Origin of the sequence: uncultured Clostridium sp. (assembly GCF_963515715.1) — a bacterium.
Taxonomy (GTDB): Bacteria; Bacillota; Clostridia; order Clostridiales; family Clostridiaceae; genus Clostridium_AW.
In genome coordinates, this window is record NZ_CAUPZS010000025.1 from 1 (window position 1) to 12,950 (window position 12,950).

Annotated in this window: 14 protein-coding genes, 1 pseudogene and 2 riboswitches; all 15 genes and pseudogenes read right to left on the minus strand. The window is 30.6% G+C overall.

Annotation, left to right across the window (positions count from 1 at the left end; all coding sequences use genetic code 11):
• Window positions 1-55: 55 nt before the first annotated feature.
• A pseudogene (locus RYO54_RS15260) lies at window positions 56-580 on the minus strand (HD domain-containing protein); the annotation flags it as partial.
• Between the two features lie 62 nt (window positions 581-642).
• The gene (locus tag RYO54_RS15265) at window positions 643-1,179 is read right to left on the minus strand and encodes a GNAT family protein (RefSeq protein ID WP_315120606.1); all 537 of its coding nucleotides are present in this window, start codon (window positions 1,177-1,179) and stop codon (window positions 643-645) included.
• A gap of 349 nt (window positions 1,180-1,528) precedes the next feature.
• Window positions 1,529-1,984, minus strand: coding sequence for a DIP1984 family protein (locus tag RYO54_RS15270; protein ID WP_315120609.1), 456 nt, complete (start codon window positions 1,982-1,984; stop codon window positions 1,529-1,531).
• Window positions 1,985-2,071: 87 nt separating this feature from the next.
• Complete coding sequence (locus tag RYO54_RS15275) at window positions 2,072-2,650, minus strand: hypothetical protein (RefSeq protein ID WP_315120612.1); 579 nt, start codon at window positions 2,648-2,650, stop codon at window positions 2,072-2,074.
• Complete coding sequence (locus tag RYO54_RS15280) at window positions 2,634-3,104, minus strand: GNAT family N-acetyltransferase (RefSeq protein ID WP_315120615.1); 471 nt, start codon at window positions 3,102-3,104, stop codon at window positions 2,634-2,636. The genes RYO54_RS15275 and RYO54_RS15280 overlap by 17 nt, the downstream gene beginning before the upstream one ends.
• A gap of 142 nt (window positions 3,105-3,246) precedes the next feature.
• Window positions 3,247-3,771 carry an NUDIX domain-containing protein gene (locus RYO54_RS15285; protein WP_315120618.1) on the minus strand — a complete coding sequence of 175 codons (525 nt, stop codon included), beginning with the start codon at window positions 3,769-3,771 and terminating at the stop codon, window positions 3,247-3,249.
• Window positions 3,772-3,883: 112 nt separating this feature from the next.
• On the minus strand, window positions 3,884-5,242 hold the full coding sequence (gene dcuC / locus RYO54_RS15290; RefSeq protein ID WP_315120621.1) for a C4-dicarboxylate transporter DcuC: 1,359 nt from the start codon (window positions 5,240-5,242) through the stop codon (window positions 3,884-3,886).
• A gap of 45 nt (window positions 5,243-5,287) precedes the next feature.
• The gene (locus RYO54_RS15295) at window positions 5,288-6,544 is read right to left on the minus strand and encodes a M20/M25/M40 family metallo-hydrolase (protein ID WP_315120623.1); all 1,257 of its coding nucleotides are present in this window, start codon (window positions 6,542-6,544) and stop codon (window positions 5,288-5,290) included.
• 291 nt (window positions 6,545-6,835) lie between these two features.
• The gene (locus RYO54_RS15300) at window positions 6,836-7,825 is read right to left on the minus strand and encodes an aspartate-semialdehyde dehydrogenase (RefSeq protein ID WP_315120625.1); all 990 of its coding nucleotides are present in this window, start codon (window positions 7,823-7,825) and stop codon (window positions 6,836-6,838) included.
• A 29-nt stretch (window positions 7,826-7,854) separates the two neighbouring features.
• The gene (locus RYO54_RS15305; RefSeq protein WP_315120627.1) at window positions 7,855-9,060 is read right to left on the minus strand and encodes an aspartate kinase; all 1,206 of its coding nucleotides are present in this window, start codon (window positions 9,058-9,060) and stop codon (window positions 7,855-7,857) included.
• Window positions 9,061-9,173: 113 nt separating this feature from the next.
• Window positions 9,174-9,339, minus strand: a riboswitch (Lysine riboswitch).
• A 98-nt stretch (window positions 9,340-9,437) separates the two neighbouring features.
• A riboswitch (Lysine riboswitch) is annotated at window positions 9,438-9,604 on the minus strand.
• A 108-nt stretch (window positions 9,605-9,712) separates the two neighbouring features.
• Entirely contained in the window at window positions 9,713-10,204 is a 492-nt protein-coding gene (locus RYO54_RS15310; protein ID WP_399549598.1) for a prolyl-tRNA synthetase associated domain-containing protein, read from the minus strand.
• Between the two features lie 137 nt (window positions 10,205-10,341).
• Complete coding sequence (locus RYO54_RS15315; protein WP_315120632.1) at window positions 10,342-10,566, minus strand: DUF2164 domain-containing protein; 225 nt, start codon at window positions 10,564-10,566, stop codon at window positions 10,342-10,344.
• 94 nt (window positions 10,567-10,660) lie between these two features.
• The gene (dut, locus tag RYO54_RS15320; RefSeq protein ID WP_315120635.1) at window positions 10,661-11,095 is read right to left on the minus strand and encodes a dUTP diphosphatase; all 435 of its coding nucleotides are present in this window, start codon (window positions 11,093-11,095) and stop codon (window positions 10,661-10,663) included.
• A 175-nt stretch (window positions 11,096-11,270) separates the two neighbouring features.
• Entirely contained in the window at window positions 11,271-12,149 is an 879-nt protein-coding gene (locus RYO54_RS15325; RefSeq protein ID WP_315120637.1) for a radical SAM protein, read from the minus strand.
• 33 nt (window positions 12,150-12,182) lie between these two features.
• The gene (locus RYO54_RS15330; protein ID WP_315120640.1) at window positions 12,183-12,638 is read right to left on the minus strand and encodes a hypothetical protein; all 456 of its coding nucleotides are present in this window, start codon (window positions 12,636-12,638) and stop codon (window positions 12,183-12,185) included.
• Window positions 12,639-12,950 lie beyond the last annotated feature (312 nt).

Sequence of the window (12,950 nt, forward strand, 5' to 3'; positions counted from 1 at the left end):
GTAGATAATCTAAATTTTAATTAATTAGACTGTCTACTTTGGAAGTATCATATCACTTTGAAACGTCTTTTAACCTTCCATTATTAACAGTGTTATCATTTAAATAGTTATCAAGTGGCTCATTAGCTAATAATCTTTGTCCAAACTGTCCTGCTAACATAAAAGTACGAGCAATTCCAGTTGCGCCAATAGCATCGAGTTTATCTGAATCAAAAAGTATTTTTGCTTCTATTGTTTTGGGCTCATTTCCCGTTCTAAATCTATGTGTAATAATGCAATGTTTTATCTTTTCAATTTTTTCTTCTTCATATCTCAAGCTTCTTAATATATCTTCTGCCATTTCAGCACCTAAAACAGCATGGTCAATTTCTCCACTGTTATCTCGACTTTCTTTTACTCTTGCGATATCATGCAGCAATGCTGAAGGAATAAGGATTTCTAAATCAACATCTTTCTCATATTTTGCAAGTAATAGACAAAGGTTATAAACTCTAAATACATGGTCTAAATTATGAGCAGAACAGGTTAATTCATCTTGAACAATTTCTATAATTTTTTTATATTTTATATCAATACTCATTTCTATTCTCCCGTTTATTAAAATGCCTTATTAATAGTTCTTTTCTATTTTAAGGAATATCTTTATTTGATCTGCTCCCAATCTTCTCTTAAAACTCCCATTAAAATATCATCGTAATATTTTCCATCCCTATATAATTCTTGTCTTAAAACACCTTCTACTTTAAAGCCACATTTTTTATAACTTTTCATGGCTCTTTCATTAAAGGAAAATACATTTAACTTAATTTTATTTAAATTCATCTGCTCAAATATAAATTTCACAAGGATTCTTATGGCATCTGTGCCATAGCCTTTTCCCCAATAATCCTTGTCCCCAATAAATATTCCAATCACTGCCACACTATTCTTCCAATCTATAGAATTAATACCACATCCACCGATGTATTTACTATCTTCTAAAGTCTCTATTGCAAAACTATATTCATCCTTTGTAGAAGAAAGACTTTCAACCCATTTCTCCTCATCTTCTAATGTTATAGGATAAGGTATCCCTGGATTTAAAAGTCTTTTTACTTCTGGATCATTAACATAATTTTGTGCAGCTTTTATATCCTCTTTTCTGTATTCTCTTAATCTTACTTTTTCACCGGTATACATTGTAATCTGCCCCCTTTTTATTAGTTCATAGTTAATCAAGAAATCTTAATTAAAAAAACTCCCCATTCCCACCCTCACTAAAGTCTATAATTAGTACATGGTAGTTACATTTACATTCTATTTGTACTCATGTCACATTTATGGGCCTAATTTGTTAACTGTGGATTCGAACCACCGGCATCGCCCCTATGCCTGCCACTATCCAACTTTCCCTGTTGGCGGGTTTGTACTCACCTTATAAATTTTAGCTACCTTCTTAAAAGTTATTCTATACTTTTATTAATAATCCCCTAGCTAACTATTTCTAATATTCCTATATGTTAATATATAACTATTCTATCTTTATTTATTATAGCAAATCTATATTCCAGTTCATTCCTTGAATCTTTGTATCCAGCAATCTAAATTCTTTTGATAATTCATCTATTTTCTTTTGAGTTTCGCTAACATTTATTGTGCTAGAAAATTTCACTTCTGATCTACTGTATCTGTCTTGTCTTACTGTAGCGGCCTCCACTAGATGAGTAAGTATAAGTCTTTTATCCCAAATTCTTTCTCTTTCTACTAAGGCATCTGCTAAAGTAATATTATCATTGAACTTTGTTTGTGAATTTGTCTTATTTATTCTTTTTATTATATCTGTCACTTCATATAAGCATCTATCTAGCTCCTGAAGTAATAACTCAGGAGATTCCATAGGCTCGTCCCCTTCTTGAACTTTAGCATTATTCGTAAGCCTATTTTTAATTTGCTCTATTCTTTTTTGATAATCTGATCTTAAAATTAAAGCTTCAGCAAGCTTCATAATATCACCCCTATTTTAACTTTTATTCCCAAGAACTTTTCACTTACATAAACTTTAAGTATTATATAAATTTCAACTATATTAACATTATTTTGAAAGAGAGTCAACTAGTTTGCTTATTCTATCCTTTACATGGTCAGGTAGCTCTTGTTTTGATGCTCTCTTTAATAGATCCATATGTTTTATGCCCTGTTTTAATAAATGATTTTCTATAATTTCCACCTTGTAATCCCTATTAGGAATTAGCTGATATGCAACATACCAATCCTCTAATGAGGTTAATGGAATGTTTATTCCATTTAAATCCATGGATGATGTTATTGAATTTTCATCAAAAATATATTCATACTGTCCATTTTCATGATTGATTATAAAACCACCCATAATGTCCACATATACATTATTTACTTTATATTCACCAAAATATCTTGTAAGATATGTAGTAGTTTTCCCTTTTTCTTCCCCTACTCCTAAATCTTTAAATATATTATCTACTTTTTCCTTATCCTCTAAGTCTATTAAAATATCTATATCATTAGGATTATCTACTAAGCCATAATGATTTAACAATATAGAAGCTCCTACTGCCCACTTCACTCCTTCGTGGTTAAGCTTTTCTCCTATGTATCTTAATGTTTCAAACATCATGTTATTCAAACCTTCCATTACATAACCTCTTTTCCAATAATGTTAAATAAACTCCCTCTTTAATTTCTATATCTTCTACTTTTTCAAATCCATTTTTTATATAAAGATTTACCGCCGGCTTATTTTCTTTTCCAGTAGTAACTATTATTTTACTGACGTCTTTCTGATTAGTTTGTATAAAATTTAATAACTTTTCTCCAATACCCATTCTAAAAAAATTAGGATGTATTGCAACTCTGTGGATATCTAAAATTTCTTCTTCAATCTTATATGAAATTATCCCTGCTAAAATATTATCTATATAGTATCCATAAAAAGTCTCTTCACTTTCTCTTATTGTTTCTATAGTATCTTTTAATGTTGGTATATCGTAAAACCCTATAATCTCCGCCTCTACCAAGTAAGAAACCTTTTGTATATCTAATATTTTTTCTATTATATATTTATCCTCTATATCTAATTTTCTAATCATTTTATTAATTTCCTTTACTAATATTTTACCAATATTCTACCATAAAAATATATGACTGTCCCCATCAATAAATATTAATGCCCATCCCCTAAAAACGTATAAGACTGTATGACTGTCCCTATTTAAATTAGTTGACTTCTCTTTAATTATTTAATTTTATTCCTTTGTTTATAAATTCCTTTAGGAAAGTTTTATCTCTTTCTTTTATAAATTTGCCCATATAATTATAGGGCTCGTCCTTTTCTAAAGAATTAATTGCTTCTTCTATACTCATCCACTTTAATTTAAAACCATTATTTACTTCTTCTTCAGTATAATTAGGTTTTCCTATTTCTCCTTTCACTTTTGAATAGTAGCAATAGGATATCTGAAGCTGTTTAAATTCATCTCTATATTCTATAATGATACCAACTTCCCCCAAGACTTCTATATCTGTCCCCACTTCTTCTTCTACTTCTCTTTTTAATGCTTCTATTATATTTTCCTCTTCTTCTATTCCTCCACCAGGTAACTTGTGATAGTCATCTTTTGATACATATAGTATTGCTATTTTACCTGATTCGTCAAATAAAATTGTTCTTGCTGCTTTTCTAATCTTATAATTTATATCATCTATTTTTTCACTTATTCCGATGTGTTTTTCGTAAATTTCTTTTAATAAATTCATTTTAAAATTCCTTTCTAATGCAATGTTTATACTCTTTTATTCTTAATTTAATTATATATGTATTAAAGCTGTTGATAAATAAGATTTTATCAACAGCTTAATTAGTTAACTTCTAAAATAATATAAATGTAGATATTACAGTAACAATGAGAGCCCCTAGCATTGGAATCAGTGTACGCTTTGCTACTTCAAAAGGTGAAACTTCTGAAATACCTGAAACCCCAACAATTACACTGGTTATAGGGGACATACTTCTAGCAATTCCTGCTGCTAATTGCATAGGCATCAACATTATAACAGAAGGTATTCCCGCTTTTACCGCTACTTCTGGTGCAAGAGAAGCAAATGCAAAGAAAGGTGCATTACCAGATCCCATTATAATTGCACATACGGTAATTATTAAAACCATTATTACTACCATAGCATTTGTGCCGAATCCTGAAGATTGCGCCGAAGAAATAATTACATCAATTGCTCCTATGGTTTTTAACCCGTGAGCAAAAGTTTGTCCTGCAACAATAAGGCTTACAACCTTGGCAAATTGAACTCCCATTTCATCGAAAAACACCTGTATGCTTGCAAAAACCTTTTTTACATCTCTATATCTTATTAATTCAAAAATCATACTTAAAGCTGTGCTCATAAGCATTGCAGTTACAACATCTAACTTTATGGTAGCTATAAGAAACTGGCTAAATATCAATAATATTATTAATGGTATTAGTGGAAGTATTGCATATATTTTAGGAACTTTTTTCCCCTCTTCTGATGCAGCCATTTCTGATTGTACAATTATATGCCCACTTTTTTTATCAAACCATTTTTGCACAAAATAATGTAATATAGATATAGTTATTACCACCGCTATTGCTACAGGTATTTGATATTTAACAAAATATAGAGATGCATTTAATTTTGCAATGTCTGCCGCAAGTATTGAATTCCCTGAAGCTGGCCCTAGGTCAAGACATGCACTTGTCCCTATCATAGCTGTAGCCGCTAATGGGCTTACTCCTAGGCTTACCAAAATTGGATACATAGTTACCATAAGTAATATGCCTAGCCCAGTAGCACTTGGTATGAATATATTTAAAAATTGTCCTACAGCGTATCCTAGAGCTAACACAAGATATGGAGCATTTAGTTTTCTAAGTGGCCTTATGGCGATCTTTACAAGTGCCTCACTAGCTCCAATACTACTCATGTATTTTGCGAATCCACCTACAGCCATTATGCTTAACCCTATACCTGCATTATTACTACTAAAAGTACTTCGTATATATTCAAACATATCGAACCAAACAAAACCTGTGGAAGACTTTTGTGGCATGATCTCTCCTGTTTTAAAGATTATACTTAGTGACATAAGTAAAATACCACCCAAAAATAGTACCGTTTGTGTTTTGTAACTTTTGAATATAAGGTATCCTATTAGCAATGTGACTAGTAGCGCTGCTACAACCTTTAACATATAACTCCCCCCATTTTCACTTTATCTTTATCTTTATCTTCATTTTTATCTAATTTCTAATAGTGGATTTATTAAATCTTTAATTCCCACCAAAGCTAATGCAGATAAGAAAATTTTTTGAGGTCCAAAATATGCTTCCTTTGGGTCAAACCATTCTTCTAGAGAGTGAATTTTTCCTGATTTTCCTCCTCTACCAACAGCCACCCCTGGAATTCCCATGCTTATTGGTACATTAGCATCACTACTTCCTGGGTTTGATAGTTCAGGAACCAATCCTATAACTTCTGTTGAAGCACAGATAGCTTGAATAATTGTAGATTCTTTTAGTTGAGTTCCTGCTGGTCTATTTCCAATGAGCTCAATTTCTACAGATATTTTTTTCTCTGAATCCCATCTATTATTCTCTTCCTCTGCGCCCTCTTTAATTTTATCAATCATTTGTTTTTCAAGCTTTATAATCTCCTCTTCACTATTTGAGCGAATATCTATCAACATGCTGGCCTCAGCTGCTATAGAATTTACTGAAGTTCCTCCATTCACAGTACCTACAGTAAAAGTTGTTTTTGGATTTTGTGGACATTCTAAATCAGATATTTTAGCTATTGCTCTTCCCATAGCATGAATTGCACTAGCTGTTCCAAACTCTGCATAGCTATGTCCTCCTGGCCCTTTATAAGTAATTTTGTATCTATGGCTTCCTGTTGCTAAATATATTATGGAAGAAACTCCTGTTCCATCTATTGATATAAAACCATCTATATCCTTATTCTCTTTAAATAGATGTTTTGTCCCTTTTAAGTCTCCTGTGCCCTCTTCACATACATTGGCAACAAAAATAATATCCCCTATAGTTTCAATGCCTGTATGATTAAAAGCTCTGATCAAAGATAAAATTTCAGCAAGGCCTCTTGTGTCGTCTGCTATTCCTGGAGCATAAAGTTTATCCTCCTTCTCCACTACTTTAGTATCAACAGTTTCAGGAAATACTGTATCCAAATGAGCTGCAATTACAAGCTTAGGGCCATGTCCTCCTCCTAATCTTTTCGCAATAACATTCCCCACTTCATCTAAATAGACTTCTTTTAATCCAAGTTCTTTCATTCTTTTCATCATTTCTTGTGAGCGTTTGCTTTCTTTGAAGGATGGCGCTGATATTTCACAAATTTCCTTCTGTTCTTTTATAGTATTTTCATGATCTTTTTTTATAAAATCCATACCTTTATTTACTTTTTCATTCTTCATAATATCTTCCAGTGCACTCTTTACAACCCCAGAAACATAATAATTATTCCCCTTATTCATTCTTCTCCCCCTCTATTTTTTATTTTATATAATCCATCCCTTCCATGATCAAATTTACTATCTACTAAATCTATTCAACCAAATTTTGTAAATCCCTTTTTATATACAAATATTATTTATTTTTACAAAACAAATGAATACATGCTTAATCTATTTGTTATTCTAATAAAATGCTTTTTCTTAACTTTTTAACTATTCTGTATAACCGTCTCCTTTTCAAGTTTTTAAATTTAGGTATAAATTAAGGGACAGTTATTAAATTACTTAATAACTGTCCCCTATTTTATACTATTACTTTTCTATTAAACACTCTGCAATTTGAATTGTGTTTAGTGCTGCACCTTTTCTAATGTTGTCTGCTACAACCCATAAATTTAATCCATTATCTAAGCTAAAGTCCCTTCTGATTCTGCCCACATATACTCCATCTTTTCCTGAAGCATCAAGAGGCATAGGATATACTAGGTTGTTTACATCATCTTCTAGTATAATTCCTTCAGCATTTTTATAAAGTTCAAATACATCTTCTAACTCAAAACTATTATTTAATTCTATATTTATGCTTTCACTATGAGCATTTAAAACTGGAACTCTTACAGTAGTTGCTGTTATTTTTATTGAGTCATCATGAAGTATCTTTCTTGTTTCATTTACCATCTTTATTTCTTCTTTTGTATATCCATTGTCTAAGAAAGAATCAATATGAGGAAGTAAATTTCCTGCTATTGGGTAAGGGAATTTTTTAGGTGCTTCCCCTTTATAACCTTCAACTAAATCGTTGTATCCAGATGCTCCAGCTCCTGATACTGCTTGATAAGTTGAGTAAACTATTCTCTTAATTCCATATTTATCATGTAAAGGCTTTAAAGCTACCACTGCTTGAATAGTTGAGCAGTTTGGATTAGCAATTATTCCTTTATGCTTTTTCGCATCTTCTGGATTTACTTCTGGAACTACTAATGGAACTTCTGGATCCATTCTCCAAGCACTACTATTGTCAATTGCTACTGCACCATATCTTGCAAATATAGGTGCATATTCTAAACTGATACTTCCACCCGCTGAGAATAAGGCGAAATCTATTTTTTTATTTTTTATGTTATCTTCCTTTAGTTCTTCAACGGTATAATTAGCTCCACTAAAGGTCATTTCTTTACCAGCTGATCTAGCTGAAGCAAATAGATATAGTTCATTAACGGGAAAATTTCTTTCTTCTAGTATTTCTAGAAATTTTCTTCCTACCATTCCAGTACATCCTACAAGGGCAACATTATATTTCATAATAAATTCCTCCTAAAAACTTATTTTTGTTATAAATTTAATTCTCTTGCTAAGGCAGCTACAGCTTTCTGCTTGTCCTTTGAATCTATAGTATATGATATGCTTATTTCTGAAGTAGTTACCTGTTTAAATTCTATATCATTATTCGAAAATATGCAAAATACTTTTGCAGCCACTCCCGATTGTTTCATCATACCTATGCCAATTACAGATATCTTCGTTATGTTTTCTTCTTTATAAACCTCAATGGATCTGATTTCCTTTTTTAATTCTTTAGTTATTTCATCAATGGTGTATATATCTTCTTTAGAAGTTGTAAATGACAGATTTACATATCCATCTAAAGGTGCTGTTTGGCTAATCATATCAATATTTACGTTATGTTTTGCTATTCTATCAAATATAGTTGCTATGTTTTTAGCTTTATAAGGCACATTATTAATAGTCACCATCAAAACATCATCGCTAGCAGTAAGTCCTGTAATCATTCTATCTTCCATAGTTTCATCATACTCCTTTATATATGTTCCTAGCTTTTCCCCATTATTTAACGCTACATAAATAGGTACGTTATATTTGCAAGCTATCTCAACGGCTCTTGCCTCCATTACTCCCGCCCCCAAGCTTGCCATTTCCATCATTTCTTCATAACTTATAGTATCTAATTTCTTAGCATTTGGATACATTCTTGGATCTACATTATATATGCCATCAACGTCAGTGTATATTTCACAAGTGCAGTTAAGCTTGGCTGCTAAAGCTACAGCACTTGTATCTGACCCTCCCCTTCCTAGGGTTGTTATATCTCCATTTTCATCTATTCCTTGAAATCCAGCTACAATTACTATTTTTCCATCTTCTAAATGTTTTTTTACATTTTCAATATTAATATCTTTAATACGGTTTTTAGTATGGGCACCTTCTGTGGTTATTCCCGCTTGAAATCCTGTAAGAGATATAGAAGGATGTCCTAATTCCTGAAGTGCCATGGATAATAATGCAATTGATATTTGCTCACCTGTGGACATCAACATGTCTAACTCTCTTTTATTTGGGTTTTGCGAAATCTCTTTTGCCATTCCTATAAGTTGGTCTGTGCTCTTTCCCATAGCAGATACTACAACTACTACCCCATCTCCACTTTCTTTTCGTTCTATTATCCTCTTTGCAACAGCCATTATCTTATCGATTGTGCCTACCGATGATCCACCATACTTTTGTACGATTAAAGCCAAGTTAATTACCTCCTTTTAAATTCCCAAAATTCTTTGTATTTTAAATATTAAAAAAACAGCCATAAGCAAAAGGGCTTATGACTGTATAATAGTATACTAAAACCTTTTGCCCCAACATGGCAAGCACCTCTTTAAAAAATTGGGCAATTCTTTAAAGACAGTACTATACTTATTCAGCATAGTCCCAACACATTTTCATTTATGTGCTTCGGCGATTACCCCCCTCCCTTATATAATAAATATAGGGTACTAATAGCAACCGCGCCTCTATACCACGTTGTTTATAAAAATATTTAATTTTTAAATTAAGATAAAACAAAAACAGTCATAAGCAAAAGGAGCTATGACTGTTATATAACAATAAAACCTTTTGCCCCAACATGATAAGCACCTTTTTAAAAAGTCGGGCAACCTTTTAAAGAGAGTACTATACTTATTTAGCATAGTCCCAACACATTTCCATTCATGTGTTTCGGCGATTACTCCCCTCCTTTATATAATAAATATAAAGTACTAATAGCAATCGCGGCCTCTGTACCATGTTGTTTATTCCGTTATTTATTTTTATACTTTTAATATCGTTATTAAAATATTAGCAGATGCACAATATTAAGTCAACTATTATTTACTTTTTATGTAGTTTTATTACTTTTTATATATTTACATAGGAAACTTTATTTCCACACCATTGAAGAAATTTCTCAAAATCTTTATAACTTATTGTTATAGTTGCTGTATTTACATTAGGATGAAAGCTAATATCTTCTAGGCTAGCTATATCTTTGTCTAACAACACTTGAACTTCTTTTTCGTCATCATTTATTAATCCAAAAGGAGTTACAGAGCCTGGCGTTAGACCCAAATATTTGTTTAATCTTTCTTCTGATGCAAAACTTAAACTTGTACTTTCTATTTGTTCTGAAAGTTTTTTTAAATCTACCTTTTTCCACTCTTGTATGACTAAAAGATAGTGTATATTTCCCTTCCTGTTTCTAACAAATAAATTTTTGCAATGATCTCCTTTAATGTCTATATCTAGTTTATCTGCCTCTTCAATAGTAAAAACTGCCTCATGCTCGTATCTTGTATATGGTATATTTAATTTAGATAAAACATCATATACCCTTTTTTCCTGTTCTTTAATCATACCCATATCCTCCGTTGTAATTATAATTTAGTCTTTTAATTAAAAGTGTGTTCTGTCATCCCTAATTTGATTTTTATCATCTATACTACACTATTATTTATAAAACTTCAACGAATTTATGGAATATTCTATGATTATTTTTGGAGACCTAGCATATCTTCAACCCTATCATTCATATATCTATATGCATCCTCAATTCCTTGATTATAAAATTCTCCTGCTAATTCCTCTACTATAAAATTTAGTACTAAGGTGGCCGCTAAGTCACCCATTTCTTCATCTCTTTCTTCTAAAAAATATTCTTTTATTGACTCTATCATTTCTTTTTTCTTGTCTTTGTCTAATACTATTTTCTTCATAAAATTATCTCCTTTACATTATAAACATATAAAACTAGCATTTTACATATAATGATTTGTTATTACTTTTTAAAGTTTTAAATCTTTTCAATTTCTACACACCAGTAGAACCAAACCCTCCAGCATTTCTCTCAGTTTCAATTAATTCTTCAACCTTTATAACATCCACTGGTATAACTGGTTTTATCACCATTTGAGCAATTTTCATACCTACCTCTACCTTGAATGGTTCTTTACCATGATTAATAAGTATTACTCCCACTTCACCACGGTAACCTTCATCTATAGTTCCTGGAGTATTTAAAACAGTTATTCCATTTTTTAAAGCTAGTCCACTTCTAGGTCTAACTTGTGCTTCCGTATATGCTGGAAGTTGTATACTTATTCCTGTTGAAACTAACTTACTTTCTCCCGGGTTGATTGTCAATTCAGAGGTTGAAAAAATATCTAACCCTGCATCTCCTATATGAGCATATTGTGGCAACTTTGCATCTTTATTTAATAATTTTACTTTCAATGTATATTTCATCTTATTGTTTCCTCCCTTATTTCAACTGTAAATTAAATTTTAATAATTATAATATAAACTTTTTTTATTATATTTTACTTTATTAAATGACTGTCCCTCAATAATTTACCAATAACTGTCCCTTAATTTTGTAATTTTATGTACTTGTCCACAATTCTTGCCTTCATCATCTTGCTTAATCCTTAAACATAGATAATTGTACAGGCTTAATTTGTTTATAGAAATTCATTTTTGTCATTATATTTTCTTTATAACATAGCTCTTTAAATTTACTATAAAGTCCTTCATAATTGGGAGCAGGACAAAAATATGAATTTTTATAATTATTCACATACCTTTCCTTAAGTCCTGGAAAGTTTCTATTTAGATGTTGAAAATAATATTCTCTTTGTCCTTCTCTTATAGTCATTCCAAACCAGGCTATTATATATTTTGCTCCTGCATCTTTTCCTCTTTTAACTATTTCTTCAATGTTATCATAGTTATCAGTAATATAGGGAAGTACAGGAGCCAACATTATTCCTGTATAAATCCCATCTTTCGAAAGTTTTTCTATTGCCTTAAACCTCTTTGAAGGAGAAGGAGCATTAGGCTCTATAATTGAAGCTAAACTATCGTTAGCCGTTGTTATAGTTATAGATGCCGCAGCATATACCTTATTTATTTCTTTTATAATATCACTGTCCCTTGCAATTAAATCTCCTTTAGTAATAATGTGAATAGGAAATTTGTACAGATTTATAACCTCTAAAGCTTTTCTTGTGATACACAATTCTTTTTCAATTGGCATGTAAGGATCATTCATACTTCCTGTGCCTATGGTTCCTATATTTTTTTTAGATTTTAATTCTTTTTGTAATAATTTTATTGCATTTTTCTTTATTAAAATATCCGAAAAATTTTCTATACCATAGCAGTTGCTCCTTGAATCACAATAAATACAACCATGTTGGCAGCCACGATATAAATTCATATTATAGCTCAGCCCAAAATATTTATCAGGTCCATTTTTTATTGTAGAAAGTATAGTTTTAGCTTCTATATTTTTAATCATTTATCTTTCACCCATAATATATTATATAATACTTTATAACTGTCCCCCAATATTAACTTTATTTAGCTCATCTAAAAATTCGTTAAATCCTATTATTTTTGAGAATCCTAATAAAAATCTCCCACTATTAAATAACCTTTTATCCTCTGTAACCAAAATATAATTTTCATTATTTTGGCAAATGCAAATTAATTCATAGTCATTCCTAGATATTTTATTACCATCTATAGTGTAAAAAAGCTTATACTCATCTTGAATTTTGCAGTAATCTTCACTAATTATATGATCTAGTAACTCTATAAATTTATTAGTCAATACAGGAACTCCATTGAAATCTTTAAATTCTTTTTGTGATAATTCTCCTGCTACATTATGAGATATCTTAAAATCTATACCCTCAGCTCTTTCCATATCTTCTAATATTTCTGGACATTCATTCCATATTTTTATGATAATATTGGAATCTAAAATATACACTTTATTAATCATATATTTTCCCCTTCTATGTTTATCTACTACTATATCATTTATATCATTTGCTTTTTATAATATATAAAATACATTATATTATAAAATTCATTAGGGTATTTTATGTATTCCTATTGCTAATATATTTCACACATGCAACACAGAAAAATATCTTTTATTACTATAATATAATGGTAAACTATACTCTAATTTTTAATATATATCTGTAATAACTCTAAAAGAGGATCCCTTAGTGTTTACCTTAGGCTTTATAAATAACTATCCCTTAGTTTTTATTGATTTCTATGGTTGTCCATTGATATATAAAAATAA